Origin of the sequence: Agrobacterium sp. D14, from assembly GCF_001526505.1 — a bacterium.
Classification (GTDB): Bacteria; Pseudomonadota; Alphaproteobacteria; order Rhizobiales; family Rhizobiaceae; genus Agrobacterium; species Agrobacterium leguminum.
This window is the reverse complement of record NZ_ASXX01000013.1, coordinates 117,285-136,834: the sequence shown is the minus strand read 5'-3', so window position 1 is coordinate 136,834 and position 19,550 is coordinate 117,285. Positions and strand designations below refer to the sequence as shown.

At 60.7% G+C, this 19,550-nt stretch carries 15 protein-coding genes and 1 other RNA gene; 7 read left to right on the top strand and 9 right to left on the bottom strand.

What is annotated here, in order from left to right; translation table 11 throughout:
• Nucleotide 1 precedes the first annotated feature (1 nt).
• The 5 genes from hflC to L901_RS11530 form a co-directional block, all read right to left on the bottom strand.
• Nucleotides 2-925, bottom strand: a complete 924-nt coding sequence (gene hflC, locus L901_RS11550; protein ID WP_020812048.1) for a protease modulator HflC — start codon at nucleotides 923-925, stop codon at nucleotides 2-4.
• A 1-nt stretch (nucleotide 926) separates the two neighbouring features.
• The gene (gene hflK, locus L901_RS11545; protein WP_003522368.1) at nucleotides 927-2,045 is read right to left on the bottom strand and encodes an FtsH protease activity modulator HflK; all 1,119 of its coding nucleotides are present in this window, start codon (nucleotides 2,043-2,045) and stop codon (nucleotides 927-929) included.
• Nucleotides 2,046-2,188: 143 nt separating this feature from the next.
• Complete coding sequence (locus L901_RS11540; protein ID WP_059756715.1) at nucleotides 2,189-2,716, bottom strand: dihydrofolate reductase; 528 nt, start codon at nucleotides 2,714-2,716, stop codon at nucleotides 2,189-2,191.
• Nucleotides 2,713-3,507, bottom strand: coding sequence for a thymidylate synthase (locus tag L901_RS11535; protein ID WP_059756713.1), 795 nt, complete (start codon nucleotides 3,505-3,507; stop codon nucleotides 2,713-2,715). Before L901_RS11535 ends, L901_RS11540 begins: the two co-directional genes overlap by 4 nt.
• A 99-nt stretch (nucleotides 3,508-3,606) precedes the next feature.
• Entirely contained in the window at nucleotides 3,607-3,915 is a 309-nt protein-coding gene (locus L901_RS11530; protein ID WP_003522365.1) for a DUF2853 family protein, read from the bottom strand.
• A 142-nt stretch (nucleotides 3,916-4,057) separates the two neighbouring features.
• On the opposite strand from L901_RS11530, the gene ssrA reads away from it, so the two are divergent.
• The 5 genes from ssrA to L901_RS11505 all read left to right on the top strand — a co-directional run bounded on the left by ssrA (nucleotide 4,058) and on the right by L901_RS11505 (nucleotide 6,308).
• Nucleotides 4,058-4,432, top strand: a transfer-messenger RNA (tmRNA) gene (gene ssrA, locus L901_RS11525).
• A gap of 229 nt (nucleotides 4,433-4,661) precedes the next feature.
• Nucleotides 4,662-5,174 carry an SspB family protein gene (locus L901_RS11520; protein WP_020812051.1) on the top strand — a complete coding sequence of 171 codons (513 nt, stop codon included), beginning with the start codon at nucleotides 4,662-4,664 and terminating at the stop codon, nucleotides 5,172-5,174.
• 44 nt (nucleotides 5,175-5,218) lie between these two features.
• Entirely contained in the window at nucleotides 5,219-5,422 is a 204-nt protein-coding gene (locus L901_RS11515; protein WP_003522363.1) for a DUF4169 family protein, read from the top strand.
• 113 nt (nucleotides 5,423-5,535) lie between these two features.
• A complete protein-coding gene (locus L901_RS11510; protein ID WP_003522362.1) occupies nucleotides 5,536-5,745 on the top strand; it encodes a ribbon-helix-helix domain-containing protein in 210 nt (69 codons plus the stop codon).
• A 233-nt stretch (nucleotides 5,746-5,978) separates the two neighbouring features.
• Nucleotides 5,979-6,308, top strand: coding sequence for a hypothetical protein (locus L901_RS11505; RefSeq protein ID WP_059756709.1), 330 nt, complete (start codon nucleotides 5,979-5,981; stop codon nucleotides 6,306-6,308).
• A 292-nt stretch (nucleotides 6,309-6,600) separates the two neighbouring features.
• On the opposite strand, the gene L901_RS11500 is transcribed toward L901_RS11505, so the two are convergent.
• The 4 genes from L901_RS11500 to L901_RS11485 all read right to left on the bottom strand — a co-directional run bounded on the left by L901_RS11500 (nucleotide 6,601) and on the right by L901_RS11485 (nucleotide 16,271).
• A complete protein-coding gene (locus L901_RS11500) occupies nucleotides 6,601-10,320 on the bottom strand; it encodes an AsmA-like C-terminal region-containing protein (protein ID WP_059756707.1) in 3,720 nt (1,239 codons plus the stop codon).
• 91 nt (nucleotides 10,321-10,411) lie between these two features.
• A complete protein-coding gene (locus L901_RS11495) occupies nucleotides 10,412-11,824 on the bottom strand; it encodes an FAD-binding oxidoreductase (RefSeq protein WP_059756704.1) in 1,413 nt (470 codons plus the stop codon).
• Between the two features lie 134 nt (nucleotides 11,825-11,958).
• Nucleotides 11,959-15,108 carry an efflux RND transporter permease subunit gene (locus L901_RS11490; protein ID WP_059756702.1) on the bottom strand — a complete coding sequence of 1,050 codons (3,150 nt, stop codon included), beginning with the start codon at nucleotides 15,106-15,108 and terminating at the stop codon, nucleotides 11,959-11,961.
• On the bottom strand, nucleotides 15,105-16,271 hold the full coding sequence (locus tag L901_RS11485) for an efflux RND transporter periplasmic adaptor subunit (RefSeq protein ID WP_059756700.1): 1,167 nt from the start codon (nucleotides 16,269-16,271) through the stop codon (nucleotides 15,105-15,107). Before L901_RS11485 ends, L901_RS11490 begins: the two co-directional genes overlap by 4 nt.
• A gap of 241 nt (nucleotides 16,272-16,512) precedes the next feature.
• On the opposite strand from L901_RS11485, the gene L901_RS11480 reads away from it, so the two are divergent.
• Together L901_RS11480 and L901_RS11475 are read left to right on the top strand one after the other, a co-directional pair.
• Complete coding sequence (locus L901_RS11480) at nucleotides 16,513-16,923, top strand: carboxymuconolactone decarboxylase family protein (RefSeq protein WP_059756698.1); 411 nt, start codon at nucleotides 16,513-16,515, stop codon at nucleotides 16,921-16,923.
• A gap of 101 nt (nucleotides 16,924-17,024) precedes the next feature.
• Nucleotides 17,025-19,499: an ATP-dependent helicase gene (locus tag L901_RS11475; protein WP_059756759.1), complete on the top strand. Its 2,475-nt coding sequence runs from the start codon at nucleotides 17,025-17,027 to the stop codon at nucleotides 19,497-19,499.
• The last annotated feature ends 51 nt before the right edge of the window (nucleotides 19,500-19,550 follow it).

Sequence of the window (19,550 nt, the reverse complement as noted above, 5' to 3'; positions counted from 1 at the left end):
ATCAGTTCGCCGGCGCTGGCGCAGGGGCAGCCGGAGCGGCAGGAGCCGCACCGTCGATATTGTTGAAATAACGGAAGAAGGTCGAGTCCGGGGACAGAACCAGCGTCGTGCCGTTGCCGTTCAGCGCATTGGCATAGGCCGACATGGAGCGATAGAACTCGAAGAAGTTCGGATCGCGCTGGAAAGCCTCACCGAACACCTTGTTGCGCTCCGCATCGCCTTCACCGCGCAGCACTTCGGACTGACGGCGGGCGTCGGATTCCAGCTCGACGACCTGACGGTCGGCGATGGCGCGGCGGCGCTGCGCCTCTTCGTTACCGCGGGCGCGGATCAGTTCGGCCTCGGCCAGACGTTCCGACTTCATGCGCTCGAAGGTCTGCTGCGAGACTTCCTGCGTCAGGTCGGTACGGCGGATGCGGACATCGACGATGCTGATGCCGAGCGATTCCGCATCGGGACGCAGATCGTCACGCACTTCCTGCATCATCGACGCACGTGCATCCGAAAGCGCCGATTCGAAGCCGCGCAGACCGTAGACCCGGCGCAGCGATGCGTCGAGACGGGTACGCAGGCGCGATTCCGCCGACATCTGGTCACCCGAGACCGTCTGCCGGAAGCGGCGCGCATCCGTGATGCGATAGACCACGAAGGCATCGACCTCGTAGAACTTGCCGCCGGAAACCTGAACACGGATATTGTCGTGATCGAAGCGCAGCGCCCGGTTCTCGATATATTGCACCCGGTCGGCATCCATGAAGGCGAAGGGCAGCTTGAAATAGAGGCCCGGCGCGGTTTTCACATCCTGGATTTCACCGAAGCGGACGACAATGGCCTGCTGGCGCTCGTTGACGACGAAGATCGACGAATAACCGAGGAAAAGCACGACGGCGAGGCCGACGAGAATGGCAGAAAGACGGTTACCCATATCAGTTGCCTCCCTGCTGTGCTGCGCCCGGATTGTTACGCATGATCTCGTTCAGAGGCAGATAAGGCACCACGCCCTGTTTCTCGTCGATGATGATCTTGTTGGAGCCCTTCAGAACCTGTTCCATCGTTTCCAGGAACATGCGCTGGCGGGTCACGTCCGGCGCGGTGCGATACTGGTCATAGATGGAGACGAAGCGCTGCGCCTCACCCTGCGCCTCGTTGACGACGCGCGACTTGTACGCGTTCGCTTCTTCGAGGATCTGCGCGGCCTGACCGCGAGCGGCGCCGAGCTTCTGGTTGGCGTACTGGTTGGCTTCCTGAACGAAGCGGTCTTCGTCCTGTTCGGCGCGCTGCACTTCGTCGAAGGCGTCGGCCACTTCGCGCGGCGGCGCCGCATCTTCGATCGCCACGGCATTGATGGAAATGCCGGCGCCATAACCGTCCATGGTGGACTGGATGATGGTGCGCACATCCGCCGCAATCGCCTGACGGTTATCGCGGAAGATGTCCTGTGCCGGACGACGGCCGACGACTTCGCGCATGGCGCTTTCGGAAACCTGCTGCAGGGTTTCGGCCGGGCTGTCGACGTTGAAGAGATAGGATTTCGGATCCGAAACCGTATAGAGCACCGAGAACTGCACGTTGACGATGTTCTGGTCGCCCGTCAACATCACGCCGCTCGACGAAGACGACGAGGCGCGCGAACCGATATTCTGCTGCTGCTCGGTAACCTTGACGATTTCAACCGTCTCGATCGGCCACAGATGGAAATGCAGACCGGGCATCGAGATTTCGTCCTTCGGACGTCCGAAACGCAGCTCCACGCCGCGCTCGTCCGGCTGGACGGTATAGATGGACTGGATGCCGAGGAAAACCAGCACGACGAGAACCACGATGGCAACCGCGCCGCCGTTGAAGCCGCCGGGCAGCACATTCTTGAAACGGTCCTGGCTGCGCCGGATAATCTCTTCGAGATCGGGCGGGCCGCCATTGCCGCCGCCACCGCCGCGAGGCCGGTTAGGCCCCTGCCCCCATGGGCCGCCACCGCCGCCCTGGTTGTTTCCTCCACCGCCGCCGCCCCAAGGGCCGCCGCCGCCATTCTGATTGCTCCAGGGCATCAATACCTCTTTATAAAAGCCTCTCCCGGTTCCGTTCGAAAGCGATTGCTCGCGTGCGGCGGGAATATCGACCCGTTATAGGAAGGAGAAGCGTCCGTTTCAACGCAGAGGTGGTAACTAAATACCCAATCAGGGTAAATAGTTCACTTTGACGCGGCTCTTCGCACATAAGTGGTAAACAGAACCGGATAATTGTCCTTTTCCCCTGCGGGAGCGGGGATTTCCTCGGTTTTCTCAAAAACGGCAGGATCGATTTCCGGAAAAAAAGTGTCGCCATCGAGCTTTACCGCGACATGGGTGACGGAAAGTTGATCGGCGAAGGGCATAGCCTGACGGTAAATCTCACCGCCACCGGCCACGAAGACCTCATCCACACCCAGTTCCGCAGCCTTGCTTCTGGCAAGCTTCAAAGCCTCATCCAGCGAGGAGACGACATCCACGCCTTGCGGCCGGTAATCGGCATTGCGGCTGACGATGATATGCGGGCGGCCCGGCAATGGACGCTCGCCGACGGACAAAAATGTCTTGCGGCCCATGATGAGCGGCTTGCCCATCGTCATCGCCTTGAATCGCTTGAGGTCGGTGGAGAGTTTCCACGGCATGTCGAGGTCGCGGCCGATGACGCCGTTTTCGGACACCGCAACGATGATGGTGACGCGCGGCTCGCTCATACCGCGATCGGCGCCTTGATGCTTGAATCGGCCTCGTAGTTTTCCAGCGTAAAGTCTTCGAACTTAAAGGCGAAAAGGTCCTTCACATCCGGGTTGAGGCGCATCGTCGGCAGGGCCTTCGGCGTGCGTGTCATCTGCAGCTTCGCCTGCTCGAAATGATTGGCATAGATATGCGCATCGCCGAGCGTATGGACGAAATCGCCCGGCTTCAGGCCGGTGACCTGCGCCACCATCAGCGTCAGCAGCGCATAGGACGCGATGTTGAATGGCACGCCGAGGAAAATGTCCGCCGAGCGCTGATAGAGCTGGCAGGACAGCTTGCCATCGGAAACATAGAACTGGAACAGGCAATGGCAGGGCGGCAGCGCCATCTCGTCCACCAGCGCCGGGTTCCAGGCCGAAACGATGTGACGGCGGGAGTTCGGATTGGTTTTCAGGCCCTCGATCAAAAGCGCGATCTGGTCGACATGGCGACCGTCCGGTGCGGGCCACGAGCGCCACTGCGCACCATAGACCGGGCCGAGATCGCCGTTCTCGTCGGCCCACTCGTCCCAGATGGAAACGCCGTTTTCCTTGAGATAGGCGATATTGGTATCGCCCTTCAGGAACCACAGCAGTTCATGAATGATGGAGCGCAGATGCAGCTTCTTGGTGGTGAGAACCGGAAAACCTTCGGAGAGGTCGAAACGCATCTGGTAACCGAACACCGAGCGCGTACCCGTGCCGGTGCGGTCTCCGCGGTCGGAGCCGGTTTCCATCACATGCCGGAGAAGGTCGAGATATTGTTTCATGCGTTCTGCCGCCGATTCCCTGATACCAGGGGAATATAATAGCACAGGGCGGCAGAACCAATCACCGGGGAAACGCTTATCCCCGCCTTTCAGGAAAAATCAGAGAGATTGCAGTTTCCCGAGTTCCTTGGCGACCAGATAATAAAAGGTCACGCGCGATTTGGAGCGGTCCGCTGCCATGGCCTTGGCAACGGCATCGATTGCCTGATCGGCCGTACCGTCGGTCACGCCGAGCTTCTTGCCGCACCAGCTCGCCTTCACACGTGCAAGCTCTTCCGGATCGGAAGCGGACACCAGCGAGGAATCCCGGTTGCGCAGGGCAATGCCGAGATGCTTGACGATCTTGCCGACCACGGCTTCGTCGGCTGCTGCGTCGTATTTCTTCACATCTGCGAGATAGTCAGTCATGTCCACTCCTTCGTGTGTCCCCGGCCCGGTGTTGCTTCTGGTGACCGGTTGCATGGACAATGGGACAGCAATCCCTCGTCGTCAAGAATTGTCTAAAGTGCGGGCCGCAATCACGAAACCTTTTCATGGAATTGTCATCACCCCCCTTTTCTCAGGCGGTCGAAACGCCTATATGAGCCTTGCCGGGGCAACCCGGCTATGGCGATAAACGGTCGGTGTAATAAACCTATTGGACCCGGGGGCGGTACCCGGCGCCTCCACCAAAAACCGGCGGACTTTCATGAAACGAAGGCCGGCTTTTGATGGGGGCGAAATAGGATCGACAAGGGCGTAAAGATCGAACTTTTGCTCGGCATGATACCGCCGTTATCGGGTCACAAGTGTAGTTGCAAACGACAACAACGCTAAGGAATATGCTCTCGCTGCCTAATGGCGGTGCGGGAATTCCGCTCTAAAGTCCTCACGGTTAGCCCCGTGAGGCGGGGTTCGGAGGTACCTGGCAACAGAAACCTCCACCTTCTCCATTTTGCCTGAATTGGTTATATGATAGCTGACTCGCAATCGGCATCGGCTTTTCCGTTGCTGCCGTTCAGGACATTGCGTATACTCGGCCAACGCGTGAGCGTCAGGATCGGAAATGATCCCGGCTCAAGGATTACGCGAAGATTCAAAGTGTTACAGCGTCCTTGGCGCGCAAGCCGCGCCGTGCATGAAAAGACGTTCGAATAAGGGAAAGACAGGACCGCATGGGGCAGGATCATATCCGTTACGACATTCTCGCACAGGATGCCCTTCGCGGCGTTATTCGTAAGGTTTTGGGTGAAGTGGCCGCAACCGGCCGTCTGCCCGGCGACCATCACTTCTTCATCACCTTCCTGACCGGCGCGCCGGGCGTGCGGATTTCCCAGCACCTCAAGGCGAAATATGCCGAGCAGATGACCATCGTTATCCAGCATCAGTTCTGGGACCTGAAGGTAACCGAAACCGGCTTCGAAATCGGCCTGTCCTTCTCGGATACGCCGGAAAAGCTGGTGATCCCTTATAACGCCATTCGGGGTTTCTACGATCCTTCCGTCAATTTCGAGCTCGAATTCGACGTGCCTCTGGCCGAAGAGGAGGAAATCGAAGACGCGGAGATCACCGCTTATCCCGTTTCCCATGAGGCAAAGCCCGCTGCCGCTTCCGAGACGCCCAAATCCGGCGAGGAAAAGAAGGAAGGCTCGGTCGTTTCGCTGGATGCCTTCCGCAAGAAGCAATAACGGCTTTTACGCCGAGCTTACGAAACCCGAGGAGACATATCCCCATGGCGGCCGATATCGTCAATCTGCGTCAGTTTCGCAAACAGAAAGCCCGTAGCGAAAAAGAAAAGCAGGCGGAGCAGAACCGCCTGTCCTTCGGCCGCACCAAGACCGAAAAAAATCTTACCTCGGCCCTGAACGAAAAGGCCGAAAAGGCGCTCGATCAGGGGCGGCTCGAAAAAAACGATGACGGGACCGGCAAAGACTGACAGGCCGGCCGACCGTCGCGGATTTCGGGACTATCGGAAAAGAATCGCAAAACAGGGACTTGCCGGGGAGACATGATTCAGACCTCCAACCGGTTTCACCGGAGACCGATCTGATGATCCGCAAGCACTCCGCGACGTTGCACGGCCACCGCACCAGCATTTCACTCGAGGACGCCTTCTGGGACGAGCTGAAAACCATTGCGGAAAGACGCAAGATCAGTTTCGCGGCCCTGCTTGCCGAAATAGACGACAACCGCTCCGCCGACAGCAACCTGTCCTCGTCGCTGCGGGTTTATGTGCTGAACTGGCTGAAAACCCGCTGACCTTCCGCAAGCTGTCCTGTCAAAGACGCTCCGGCCACAAGCGGGCATGTCGCCGCCGGATTTTACCCATCCAGCCACTACGAAAAATTCCGCCGAAAACTCGTAACGCCGTGAAAGTATTCATTAAACATTAGCGGCATAATCTGCGCTCCAAGGCATCCCCGTATTGCGTAGCCTTGCTTTCAGATTTTGTTTCAGATCCTTCCATTCCACACATCCGCCACGAGGCGACCATGGTTTCTGCCGTTTCGGGAACGGGCACCGCTGTTTCCCTGCTGTCTTCTTCATCCACATCGTCTTCAAGCGTTTCCGAACTGAAAGCACAGATTGCCGAAAAGCAGTCGGAGCTTGCCCAGACCACGGAAGCAAGAGCACAGGAAGAGCTGAAGAGCGCAATCGCGTCCCTCAAAGCTCAGCTCAAGGCTCTCGAAAACAGCGCCGAAAAATCGGCATCGTCGAGCGAGAATGTGGAAAAGCCGGGCCTTTCCGGTGAAAGCGCCAGGATCGGCACCAAAAACTTCGACGCCGACACGCCATTCGGCGAACGCGAAACCTGGATTTGACAGTTTCGTCGGGATTTTTCCGTCAAAGCGGTTGATGGGCGGCGCAAAATGCTCGCCGCGGAAGGTCGCAAACCTTTTGCGAGATTTGGCCCTATCGCTAGGGCAAGCCATTGCTGTCCGGTGCCCTTGAAGTCGCCCGTGACGAACGCACTTTCGTTCGACGTCCTCGGAACCGAGCCAAAAATCTAAACACGTTTTAAAACAAGCCGGAGCATGACGCGATATACGGAGGGAAGCCCCACGCCGTCCGTCAACTAACTTAAAGGGAAATCGGCCTCCCTGCCACGCAAGCTTACGGCGTGGCGGGAGCGTTTTCAGGCGCCAGTTGCCGGATCGCGTTTTCCGTCGGAGGCACCACCAGAACCGGCGCCGATTGCCGCTCGGGCGTCGGTTGTTGCCCCTGTTCCTGTTGTTGCTGTTGCTGCTGCAACCGCTCCTGCTGTTCCTTTTCCTGACGCAGACGTTCTTCGGCCGCAGCCTTCAAACGCGCCTCTTCTTCGGCCTTGGCCTTGGCTTCCGCCTCCGCCCGTTCCTTCTCGGCCTGCCGCTCGGCCGCCTGCGAGCGATAAAGCGCCACTTCGCGGCGCAGGCGCTGCTTTTCGAGAACGCTGGCCTGCATGGCCTCCACCCGGCGACGCTCCTTTTCGAAAGCCCGGAGCGACAGGTAATTGCTGAGCGCCGAAACGTCGGTCGTCAAAGCCGGCGCGGCAAGCGGGCCGTTATAATTCAGGCGCACCGAAGGCTCGGCCCCCGCAACCGTTTCGGTGCCGGGATTGAACAGGAGATCGAGGTCGCCGTTCACCGTCGAAGCCGCAAGATCGACCGTTGCATCGGCCGTGAGCGTTACCGGATCGATCCCCGCACGCAAATTCTTGAAATGAAGCGCGCCGCCATTCAGCGAGAACGGCAAGGCCACATCGCCGAGGCCGATTTCACCCTGCCACAGGCTCTGGTCCACCAGCGGCCGCACCTTGGGCGCGTCGATCGGCTGCTGCAAGCCATCGGCCGCCTGCAGGATCGGCGGCAGGGTACCGGGATTTAACCCCTTCAGCACCAGCCCACCGACCCGGATTTCACCCGAACCGCCTGCCGATTTCAGCATTTCACCGACGCTCTTGCCGGTCGATTCGGCCGTCAGGTCGATGGCGACCCGGCCCGCCGCGACCGGCCCATTGGCATTCGCCCACAGGATCGGCTCCGGATTGGCGTCGGTCACCGCGATCTTGGTGCGGAAAATGCCCGCCCCCTCGCCCGTGGACATGGCGAGCCGTCCCGTGAGTTTGCCGCCCATGAAGGTGCCGGCAACATCGTCGAGCGAGAGGCTGCCCGCATCATGCGTGACTTTGGCCGAAACACCCGTGACCGTGCCGAAGGGGCCGGCCTCGAAGCTTTCCGCTTTCAAGGCAAGCGAAGCCTTGAGCTGCGGAAACGCGGCCATGGCCAGCGGCTTGGCGTTGAGCGCCCCGGTTTCCGGATCGATCACCGGCCCATAGATCGCATCACCCAGCCAGGCGAGATCGGCCGTTCTGACAGAGAGATCGCCGTTTACAGGATATGGCGCGGCACGCTGGAAGGTCAGATTGCCCGAGAACGGATTTCCGCCCGCCTGCCCGCCTATCGAGGAAAGCGCGATCTTTTGCCCATCCACCGCCACTTTCGCATTGGCCTTCAACGCCATGCCGCCGCCGAGCTGCGGCAGACCGACGGCGTTCATGATGAGATAGGGCTCGATGTCGGCGCTTTCGAGCGCCACGTCGGCGCTGCCCTCACCGAAATTGGCGGATGAAACGGCAAAGGAACCGTTCATCGAAAAATGCGTGCGCTCCGTCGAGAAGCGCAGTTCCGTCTGGGCGGGCGAACCGAGCGTGCCATTGAGCTTGATGGACAAAAGCCCCTCGCCATCCGCATCGAAGGGCAGCGGATCGAGCCCCGCCTGCCCGAACAGGATGGCCGTCGACTGGTTTTTCAGAACCGCTTCCAGCGACATGGCGGTATCATCGGTGATCGACAGGAAATCCGGCATCTTGGCCACGGCCGACAGTCGGCTGCCATTGACGGTGCCGGAAACGGCGACATTGGCGCCGCCATTTTCGCTATTGACGGAAACATCCATTGCCAGGTCGGAATTGGCGTACCAGGGCGCGCTCGCCGCCAGACGGCTGAGGAATGGATGGTTCGGCAATTTCTGCTGCAGCATGGTGAAGAACGGCTGCATATCCGCCGCATGCAGGTTCACCGTGCCCTTGCCCGCATATTTAAGCAGCGAACCCTGCAGCTCACCCCTTGCCCTGACTTCCGCACCGGCTATGTCTCCGGCCGTCATGTTCTCCAGCGAGAGAACGCCGCCCGCCATGGTGAAGGCGGTCTCGACATGATTGGCGGTGACACCGGCCATGTTGAACCGGTCAGCCTTGAATTTTGCGGTAATGCGGTGGTCGAGGACGGAACTGCCGACCTGATCGCCAAGCGCCAGGCTGCCGAGCGCCTTCAGCGCATCGAGATCGATTTCGTTACCGGCAAGATCGATGGAAAGATTGGAGGTCTTGCCGTCGGAGCGCCGCTCCAGCTCACCCTTCAGCGACGCATCGCCGACTGCAAGCTCCAGATTGTCGAAGCGCTGGTTGAGCGTCGTCAGCGAGACATCGGCGGAAAAACCGGCGGCATTGAGCTGGCGGATCGCCGGATCGACGGAACCGGAAAGCCAGTTCGCCAGACCCGAAGGCTGGTTGGAGGCGAGAAGCAGATTGCCGTTGAAGGCGGGGCCGCCGAGAAGCGTCAACGATCCCTTGGCTTCCAGCTGCGTCCTGCCGGGCAGCGTCGCAACCGCATTCACCACCTGCCAGCCGCTGCCTTCCGGGCGCACATCCAGCCTGATGTCGCGAATGGTCGTGTCATCGGAAACGAGCGCCGGAAGGCTGATGCTCGCCTTGCCCGGCACCGGCGGCACCGGAATGCGGGCTACCATGGCCGCAAAGGCCTCGATACGCTGGCGAACCGAGGCGGTGGGCTGGCGCGAGGTCTTGCCCGCCTGCACAACGGGCGGCGCAAACCGGGCGACATCGATCTGCTGGCCATCGGCCGTCAGCAGGAATTCCGGCTTGGCGCCGGTATCGAGCGTTGCTTCCCCGGTCACGACATAGGGATTTTCGCTGCCGCCGAGTTCCATGCGGTAGCTCGGGATACGCACGCTTTCATTGGTGAGTTCAAAGCTGCCGCGGGTGCGCGGCGAGGAAAACAGCGATTGTCCGGCCTGCTGCTTCTGCTTTTCGTCTTCGCGGAAACTGAAGGAGAAAGAACCGCTATAGGCTGGCTTTCCCGCCGTTGCGGCAATCGCGCCATCGAGATCGACCTCGACCGGATGTTCGTCCGGCACCAGCCGCACCCTCAGCCCCATGCGACCGGCGGCATAATCCGGCTCGCTGCTGGAGAGCGAGAAGGAGCCCGGATGCCCGTCGACGGCGGCGCGTCCCTCCGCCTTCCACGGCCCGGCCAGCGAATTGGCGGACATATCGGCGTTAAGACCGGTTACCACGCGGTTGCGGCCGGATTGCTCATCGATGAATTCGATCTGCCCGCCTTCGATCTGCACGCTTTCCAGAACCACGGTGCGGGCGGGAATTTCCGCCCGGCTGCCGCGCATCCAGTCCAGCGTGCCGTCCTTCAGCAACCGTATCTTGGCCTTGGGCTCCTCGATGCGCATGTCGAAGATACGCGCCTCGCCGGAGAGGAAAGGTGCAAGCTCGGCATCCATGGAAAAACGGGCGACCTGAATGAGCGGCGATCCATCCGCATCCGTTCCGGCACGCACATCATGCAATGTCACCGAAGGGAAAGGCAGGAGACGGGCTTCGACGCGGCCATGCACCACCACCTTCTTGCCCAGAATACGGCTTGCCTGATCCTCGAAATCGCGGCGGAAATCCGTCCAGTCGACGAAATAGGGAATAAGCAGCGCCGAAAACAGCACCACGGCCAGCAGTCCGCCCAGAAAAACCAGAATACGTCCGAGCACTGACCTGCATCTCCCTTCGCGAACGCTGCAAACCTATTCTTTTCTGCCTTAACGGCAAGCAGCCTTTTGTACCAATCAAATATGAGAATGATCAGACAAGACGGAACAACTTGCCCGGATTGAAGATGTTATCGGGATCGAGCGACGTTTTGATGGCACGCATCAGATCCAGTGCATTTCCCGCCTCTTCGGCCAGAAAACTCATCTTGCCCTGGCCGATGCCGTGTTCACCGGTGCAGGTGCCGTCCATGGCGATGGCCCGGCGGTTGAGGCGGGCGACGAAGGCTTCGGTTTTCGCAACGCTTTCCGCATCCTTGCCGTCGAAGAGGATGAGGACGTGGAAGTTCCCGTCGCCCGCATGGCCGACGATCGGTGCCAGAAATCCGTTTTCCTCGATATCCTGCTGCGTTTCCACCACGCAATCCGCGAGCCGCGAAATCGGCACGCAGACATCGGTGGAAAGCCCGTCGAGATGGGGCGCAAGCGCGCGGGAAGCCCAGTAGGCGTCATGCCGCGCCTTCCACAGCTTGTTGCGCTCGGCCGCGTCGCTGGTCCAGCGGAAATCGACGCCGCCGCATTCGGCGGCGATCTCGGCAAATTGCTGCGATTGCAGCGCCGCCGTTTCTTCGGTGCCATGGAACTCCACGAAGAGCGTCGGCTTCTCCGCATAGTTCAGACCGGAATAGGCGTTGCAGGCTCGCACCTGCACCTCGTCCAGCAATTCGATGCGGGCGACCGGAACCCCCATCTGAATCGTCATGATGACGGCATCGCAGGCAGCCTTGATGCTGTCGAAAGTGCAGACCCCGCCGGCGATCTTTTCGGGAATGCCCTGCAAGCGCAGCGTCACGGAAGTGATGACGCCCAGCGTCCCCTCGGCACCCACGAAAAGCCGCGTCAGATCGTAACCCGCAGACGACTTGCGGGCCCGGCGGGCGGTGCGGATTTCCTCGCCATTGGCAACGACGGCGGTAACGGCCAGCACATTGTCCTTCATCGTGCCGTAACGCACGGCATTGGTGCCTGAAGCCCGCGTCGAGGCCATGCCGCCGATGGAGGCATTGGCACCGGGATCGATGGGGAAGAACAGGCCGGTATCGCGCAGATAGACATTGAGGTCCTCGCGCGTCACGCCCGGCTCCACCGTCACGTCAAGATCTTCGGCATTCACCTCAATGATGCGATTCATCCGGCTGAAATCGATGCAGATTCCGCCGTTCGGCGCATTCACCTGCCCTTCCAGCGAAGACCCCGTTCCGAAAGGAATGACCGGCACCTTGTATTGCGCGCAGACCTTCACCACCGCCTTCACATCGTCCGCACTCTCGGCAAAAACGACGCCGTCAGGCGCCTGTAGCGTCAGATAAGTGGTGGTGTGGCCGTGCTGTTCGCGAAACGCCTGTCCGGTCTGGAGCCTGTCGCCAAGCTGCTGTTTCAGCACCGCGAGTGCCGACGCGATGCCCTCTTCGTTCCGCTTTCCCGCCACCACATCTTTCAGCGCCATCGTCCGTCTCCACCGCAACATCTGCCCGTAACGGATTCGATCCGTTACGAAATTCCGTCAGGTGGTATGGGATAAGGTTAACGCTTTGTCCAGCATCGCGATTGCGCCAGACACTGTTTGGCGGCAACCGTTTTTCATTCCGCTGCGAGCAACGGCTTGTCCTCTTCCAGCGCCTTGCGGCGGGCGGCAAGTTCAAGCTCGCGGTGAAGGCGGATTTCCTCATCCGCCTGCGGTTTGGCGAAGCGGGCGATCAGCAGGTAGGAGACCGGCGTGATGTAAAGCGTCACCAGCGTCGCAAAACCGAGGCCGCCGACAATGACCCAGCCGAGCGCGATGCGCGCTTCCGCGCCGGCACCCTGCGCCAGCACCAGCGGCACGCCGCCGAGAATGGTGGCGATCATCGTCATCATCACGGGGCGCAGGCGAATGCTGGTGGCCTTTTCAATGGCTTCCCGCACGGTTGCGCCCTGATCGCGCAGATGATTGGCGAATTCGACGATGAGAATACCGTTCTTGGCCATCACACCGACGAGCAAGACAAGCCCGATCTGGCTATAGACGTTGAGGCTCGAACCGGTAACGAGCAGCGCGATGACCGCGCAGGCAAGGCCGAGCGGCACCGTCGTCATGATGATGACCGAACTCAAGACGCTTTCGAACTGCGCGGCCAGCACGAGGAAGATGATGGCGATGGCGAAACCGAAGGTCAGCAACATGCCGCTCGAATTTTCCTCGAGCGTCGCCGCTTCACCCAGCGGCAGCAGGCGTGCGCCGGGCGGCATGACGGATTGCGAGAGCTCATTCACCTTTTGCAGCGCCTCGCCCAGCGAAACACCGTCCTTGAGGTTGGCGGTAAAGCCGACGGAGGGAAGCTGCTGCTCGCGGTTGAGCTGCGGCGCAACCGCATTTTCCTTCAGCGTGGCGATGACCGACATCGGCACGATCTTACCGTCGCCGGTTTTCAGAAAGACGTTTTCCAGATCGGTCGGATCGTTGATCGGCCGGGTGGAGGACAAAAGCCGCACGGGAATCGCATCGCCATCCACGAAGACGTCGACAATCGAGCGCCCTTCCAGCAGCGACTGCATGGCGCGCGACAGGCCGGTGATATCGATGCCGAGATCCGATGCACGCTCGCGGTCGATGGAGACGGAAATCTGCGCCTGATTGGGCTCATTGTCGAAACGCGGCGTATCGAACAGGCCGCTTTCCTCCATGGAAAGCAGCAATTTCTGCGTTGCCTCGGTCAGCGCCGCATAGTTGCTGCCAACCATCGCCATCTGCAGGCCGTTGCCGGCACCGCGAATTCTGAGGCTGTTCGGCTGCATCGCATTGCCGCGCAGCGCCGGCACCCTGTTCGCGGCGGAAGTGACATCGGCGGCAATCTGATTCTGCGTGCGCTCGCGGTCGGCCCAGGGCGCCAGCGTCAGCACCATGAAACCGGTATTGGACGAGCCGTTCATGCCGGTGATGGAGTAAATATTGCGGATTTCACCGCTGTCGCGCAGCGGCTGCAGGTTTTCCTCGATCCGCTGCAACTGGTCGCGGGTATAGTCGAGGCTGACGCCCTGCGGCGCGGTGACCCGCATCATGATCGAGGCGCGGTCCTCGCGCGGCGTCAACTCGTTCTGGATCATGCCGAAGGCGATCCATGACAGGCCGGAAAAGATAAGCGCCACGACGATGACGATCAGCGGATTGTTGAGGCAGGCGGAAAGCGTCGTTTTGTAGGTGGACGCAAAGACATTGCCGAACCATGCGAGCGGCCCCGTCGGCTCCTTCAGCCCCTCCTTCAGCATACGCGATGCGAGCATCGGGCAGAGCGTCAGCGCCACGATGGAGGACAAGCCCACCGCGAAGGCCAGCACGAAACCGAATTCGCGGAACAGGCCGCCAAGCTGGCCCGGCAGGAAGGAAAGCGGAATGAAGACGGCGGCAAGCGTCGCCGTCGTCGCGATGACCGCGAAGAAGACTTCCTGCGTGCCGAGAACGGCGGCGGCCCGCGGCCCCATGCCTTCTGCCCGGCGGCGCACGATATTTTCCAGCACCACGATGGCGTCATCGACCACGAGACCGGTCGCCAGAACGATGGCAAGCAGGGTCAGGATATTGACCGAGAAGCCGACCATATAGATGGCGACAATGGTGCCGATCAGCGCCACCGGCATGGTAATTGCCGGAATGAGGGTGGCGCGCCAGTCGCGCAGGAAGAGATAAAGCACGACGACGACAATGATCGCCGAGAGACCGAGCGCCAGCTCGACCTCATGCAGCGCGCCTTCGATGAAGACGGCGTCGTCACTGGTTACGACGATACGCGTGCCCTCGGGCAGATTGGCCGACATGGTGTCGACGGCGGCCTTCACGCCGGTCGAGATACTGAGCGTGTTCGACTGCGCCTGACGGATGACACCGAGACCGACGCCCTGCACGCCATTGGAGCGCAGCGAGGTGGATTCGTCATCCGCCCCCAGCATGACAGTCGCGACGTCCCGAAGGCGGATATTGTTCTTGATGAGAAGGTTGGAAAAATCCTCAGGCTTCGTCAGGCTGGCCGTGGCGCGCACGACAATATCCTGCGTCGTGCTTTTCAGCGATCCCGCCGGCACATCGAGTGCGGCGCTGGCAAGCGCATTGGAAACGTCGGTCACCGTCAAACCACGGCTCGCCAATGCGGCCTGATTGAGATCGACCCGAAAAACCTTTTCCTGATCGCCGTAAAGCTCCACATCGGCCACGCCGTCGACGGCGGCCAGACGGTCGATGATTTCGTCATCCACAAGCTTGGTCAGGTCTTCCATGCTGAGCGTGGAGGAGGTGACGGCAAGGCGCATGATCGGCTGGCTGTCGGAATCCGCCTTGATGATCTGCGGCTCGTCGGCATCGTCAGGCAACTCGTTGGTGACGCGGCCGATGGCGTCGCGCACGTCATTGGCGGCAACCGCCAGGTCGACATCGTCGCCGAATTCCAGCGTCACGCGGCTGGTGCCGAATTGCGAGTTGGACGAGATGGACTTGACGCCGCTGACACGCGCCACCGCACCTTCGATGGTCTGCGTCACTTCCTGATCGATGGTTTCGGGCGCAGCCCCCTCATAGGTGGTCCGGACGCTGATCGTCGGCCGGTCGACGTCAGGCAATTCGCGCACTTCAACGCCCACCAGAGCCGCAAGGCCGGCAACGACCAGCAGCGTGTTGAGAACCGCCGCCAGAATCGGCCGGCGCACGAACAATGCCGTAAAGGCGAGTTTGGAATCCTTAACCGAGGGCGGCTGCGTCGTCATTGGCTGGCAACCTCCTCGGGCTTCGGCTGGCTGCCGACGCGGACCGCGCCGCCTTCCCTGACACGCTGAAGGCCCTCGATTACGACAGGCTCGCCATCCGCCAGCTCCGCCTTGACGAGAACGGCATCGGGATTGCGTTGCACGATCTGAACCCGCACTTTGTTCGATTTATTGTCGGCCACACGCCAGACGTAAGAGCCTTCCGCATCCCACTGCACGGCCAGCGGATCGACCGAGGCATAGGTTTCCCCGGCGAAGCGCATGGTGACACCGAAGGACATGCCGGCCCTCAGCTCGTCCTTCTCATTGCCGAACTTCGCCCGGATGCGGATCGTGCGGCTTGCCTCGTCGACGCGGTTGTCGACGGCCTCGATCTCGCCCTTGAAGGTCTCACCGGGGCGGGAAATGGACGTCGCCTCCACCGGCATGCCGACCTTGATCGCGGTTGCGAACCGCTCGGGAGCCCAGAAATTGACGAGAATTTCCGAACGGTCATCAATGCTGACGATGGTTGACTGCGTGGTGACGTTATCGCCGATATTGGCGGCGACGATACCCGCCACACCCTCTATCGGCGCAACGATGTCGCGGCGCTTGAGATTGAGTTCGGCGGTGCTCAGCGCAAGCTTGGCGGCTTCTTCGGCAATCTGCGCATCCAGCACATCAAGGCGGGAAACGGATTTGAGGTTCTTGTAGGAATTGGATTTTTCAACGGCGCTGCGCAGCGCCACCTGCGCCTTGTCGCGCTCGATCACCTGCTCTTCATCGTCGAGCCGCGCCAGCACCTGGCCTTTCACGACACGTGCGCCGGAAGAGGTGCGGATTTCGGAAAGCGTGCCGGAAGCCTGCGGCATGACGACAACCGACTGGATCGCCTCGCCATTGCCGATGGCGTTCAGCCGGTCATTGACCGTGCCCTTCTTCACCGGGGCCGTCACCACCAGTGTGGCGTTGCCGTTGCGGCGCGCACCGCCGGCATTCTGCCCTGTGGACGCACCGGCTGCCGGGCCGCCGGATGCGGCGACTTCAATCGCCCCGGCAGGCGTTTTGCCAAGCCCCATGCTGGCGAGCACATTGCGGGCTTCGGGCGAATAGAAGCCCCAGAGACAGAGCCCCGCTCCCACCACGGCAACACTGACACCCACCTGTTTCCAGACCCGCATATATTTCTCCGGTTGATCCGCGCAGCACGATATGTTCCCAAAAACGACACGTTCCGGGACAGATGCAGTATTCCTGCTTGGCCAAGGCAAGGCAACGCACAAATCCGTTCCTTACGTAATTGTAATTTGGGCGCAATTGCCGCCAGAAGCAGCCAATCCGCAATCCATCCGTGCATTCCTGTCGCAAATATCCGCCATTGGGCTAATCTGCGCCACCGAGACGCCATAACCGGAGGAAGCCATGAGTACCGTGACGAAGACCAAAAACCCGGAAACCGATCCACGCGTAAAAGCGGTGTTCGATGATATCCGCGCCACCCGCAAATCGGATTTCATCAACAATATGTGGCTCTACCTCGCCTTCGATACTGATCTGCTTGAAAAGACATGGGGTGAGGTCAAGGCGGTGATGGCGACACCTTCGGCGCTCGATCCCGTGGTGAAGGAAATGCTCTATATAGCCGTTTCCGTCACCAATGGCTGCTCCTATTGCGCCCATTCCCACACGGCAGCCGCCAAAGCGAAAGGCATGACGACAGAGCAACATGCCGATTTGCTGCGCGTCATCGCGCTTGCCGCCAAGACCAACCAGCTTGCGGTGGCGCTGCAAGTGCCCGTTGACGCCGCTTTCGACGCCGACAGGCAGACATGAAACGAAAAAATGCCTTGGAATGGGCGTTTTGACGGTTGATACCGGAATAAAAGCAGAACACGGTTCTGGCCTTTATATCCCGAATCACTACATTGGGCCGCATGAGCAACAGTTTTGACGATATGCCGTTCTTCGATGAGGAACCCGCCGCACCGCGCAGGGCAACGAACAATGCCGGTGCGGAAAGCGGCGGCGGGCTTGGCATTGCCGCCCGCGCCATGGCGGCGCGCGATCAGACGCGTGCTGCGCCCGACTATCTTTCCGGCCTCAACCCGGAACAGCGCGATGCCGTGGAAACGCTGGACGGACCCGTTCTCGTGCTCGCCGGCGCCGGCACCGGCAAGACCCGCGTTCTGACGACCCGCATCGCCCATATTCTCGCCACCGGCCGCGCCTATCCGAGTCAGATTCTTGCCGTGACCTTTACCAACAAGGCTGCCCGCGAGATGAAGGAACGTATCGGCGTTCTCGTCGGCGGCGCTGTCGAGGGCATGCCCTGGCTCGGCACCTTCCACTCCATCGGCGTCAAGCTTTTGCGCCGCCATGCCGAACTCGTCGGCCTGAAATCGGACTTCACCATTCTCGATACCGATGACGTGGTGCGGCTGATCAAGCAGCTCATTCAGGCCGAAGGGCTGGATGACAAGCGCTGGCCGGCAAAGCAGTTCGCCGGCATGATCGACGGCTGGAAGAACAAGGGCCTGACGCCGCCGGACATTCCGGAGGGTGACAGCCGCGCCTTCGCCAATGGCAAGGGCCGCGAACTTTACACCGCCTATCAGAACCGCCTGAAAACGCTGAACGCCTGCGATTTCGGCGACCTTCTGATGCATCCGATCAGCATCTTCCGCCGCCACACCGATATTCTGAAGGAGTATCACCAGAAGTTCCGTTACATTCTGGTGGACGAATATCAGGACACCAATACGGCGCAATATATGTGGCTGCGGCTTCTCGCACAGCGCGCCAAGGGCGAACCGCAGAATGTCTGTTGCGTCGGCGATGACGACCAGTCGATCTATGGCTGGCGCGGCGCGGAAGTGGACAATATCCTCCGCTTCGACAAGGATTTTCCCGGCGCCAAGGTCATCAAGCTCGAGCGCAACTATCGCTCCACCGAGCATATTCTCGGCGCGGCCGGCCATCTGATCGCCCATAATGAGGGACGTCTCGGCAAGACGCTGTTCACCGAACGCAGCAGTCCGGACGATGAAAAGGTCGTGGTGCATGCCGCCTGGGATTCCGAGGAGGAAGCCCGCGCGGTCGGCGAGGAAATCGAACAGCTCCAGCGCAAGAACCATAATCTGAACGACATGGCGATCCTCGTTCGCGCTTCCTTCCAGATGCGCGAATTCGAAGACCGTTTCGTCACGCTTGGCCTCAATTACCGCGTCATCGGCGGCCCGCGCTTTTATGAGCGCCTCGAAATCCGCGACGCCATGGCCTATTTCCGCCTCGTCTGCCAGCCGGCCGACGATCTCGCCTTCGAGCGCATCGTCAACACGCCGAAGCGCGGTCTTGGCGATACGACGATCCGTAACCTGCACGACTATGCCCGCGCCCGCGATATTCCGATGCTGGCTGCAGCCGCCGACATCATCGAGACCGACGAGCTGAAGCCGAAGGCGCGCAAGGCGCTGTTCGATGTGGTACAGGATTTCCGCCGCTGGCAGGGCCTCTTGGCAAACACCGAGCACACCACGCTTGCCGAGCAGATTCTCGACGAAAGCGGCTATACCGCCATGTGGCAGGCCGACAAGACGGCCGAAGCGCCCGGACGGCTTGAGAACCTCAAGGAACTCATCCGCTCGATGGAGGCCTTCGAGAGCATGCGCGGCTTCCTCGAGCACGTCGCCCTCGTCATGGATGCCGAGCAGAACGAAAATCTCGATGCCGTCTCCATCATGACGCTGCACTCCGCCAAGGGTCTGGAATTCGACACCGTCTTCCTGCCCGGCTGGGAAGAAGGCCTGTTCCCGCACCAGCGGGCGCTGGACGAAGGCGGGCGCTCCGGTCTGGAGGAAGAACGCCGCCTCGCTTACGTAGGTATCACCCGCGCCAAGAAGCTCTGCCATATCTGGTTCGTGTCGAACCGGCGCATTCACGGGCTGTGGCAATCCACCCTGCCCTCGCGTTTCCTCGATGAATTGCCGCCCGCCCATGTGGATGTCGCGGCATCCGACAGCAGTTACGGCGGTTATGGCGGACGCGGCGGCTATGGCCAGTCGCGTTTCGACAAGGCCGATCCTTTCACCAACAACTATTCCACCCCCGGCTGGAAGCGCGCGCAGCAGAACCGCAGCGACGCCACCCGCGACAATTGGGGCACGCGCTCCGGCCATGCGGTGGAACGCATCGGTTATGGCGAAAGCGGCCCGCGCACCCGCACGATCGACGGCGAGCTGGTGGCGAAATCCGTTGCCGACACGCCATCGAAATTTTTTGTCGGCGACCGCGTCTTCCACCTCAAATTCGGCAATGGCAATATTTCCGCCATCGAAGGAAACAAGCTGACGATCGACTTCGATCGCGCCGGCCAGAAGCGCGTGCTGGACGGATTTGTGGAAAAGGTCTGATTCGACAACCATGAGTGCCTGAAGGCTGCTTTTTCCATAGCCCGCGTCATG

Excerpts from the sequence above, each read along its gene's own strand:
- hflC (WP_020812048.1), bottom strand. The coding sequence starts at position 925 with ATGGGTAACCGTCTTTCTGCCATTCTCGTCGGCCTCGCCGTCGTGCTT.
- hflK (WP_003522368.1), bottom strand. The coding sequence starts at position 2,045 with ATGCCCTGGAGCAATCAGAATGGCGGCGGCGGCCCTTGGGGCGGCGGC.
- L901_RS11540 (WP_059756715.1), bottom strand. The coding sequence starts at position 2,716 with ATGAGCGAGCCGCGCGTCACCATCATCGTTGCGGTGTCCGAAAACGGC.
- L901_RS11535 (WP_059756713.1), bottom strand. The coding sequence starts at position 3,507 with ATGAAACAATATCTCGACCTTCTCCGGCATGTGATGGAAACCGGCTCC.
- L901_RS11530 (WP_003522365.1), bottom strand. The coding sequence starts at position 3,915 with ATGACTGACTATCTCGCAGATGTGAAGAAATACGACGCAGCAGCCGAC.
- L901_RS11520 (WP_020812051.1), top strand. The coding sequence starts at position 4,662 with ATGGGGCAGGATCATATCCGTTACGACATTCTCGCACAGGATGCCCTT.
- L901_RS11515 (WP_003522363.1), top strand. The coding sequence starts at position 5,219 with ATGGCGGCCGATATCGTCAATCTGCGTCAGTTTCGCAAACAGAAAGCC.
- L901_RS11510 (WP_003522362.1), top strand. The coding sequence starts at position 5,536 with ATGATCCGCAAGCACTCCGCGACGTTGCACGGCCACCGCACCAGCATT.
- L901_RS11505 (WP_059756709.1), top strand. The coding sequence starts at position 5,979 with ATGGTTTCTGCCGTTTCGGGAACGGGCACCGCTGTTTCCCTGCTGTCT.
- L901_RS11495 (WP_059756704.1), bottom strand. The coding sequence starts at position 11,824 with ATGGCGCTGAAAGATGTGGTGGCGGGAAAGCGGAACGAAGAGGGCATC.
- L901_RS11490 (WP_059756702.1), bottom strand. The coding sequence starts at position 15,108 with ATGACGACGCAGCCGCCCTCGGTTAAGGATTCCAAACTCGCCTTTACG.
- L901_RS11485 (WP_059756700.1), bottom strand. The coding sequence starts at position 16,271 with ATGCGGGTCTGGAAACAGGTGGGTGTCAGTGTTGCCGTGGTGGGAGCG.
- L901_RS11480 (WP_059756698.1), top strand. The coding sequence starts at position 16,513 with ATGAGTACCGTGACGAAGACCAAAAACCCGGAAACCGATCCACGCGTA.
- L901_RS11475 (WP_059756759.1), top strand. The coding sequence starts at position 17,025 with ATGAGCAACAGTTTTGACGATATGCCGTTCTTCGATGAGGAACCCGCC.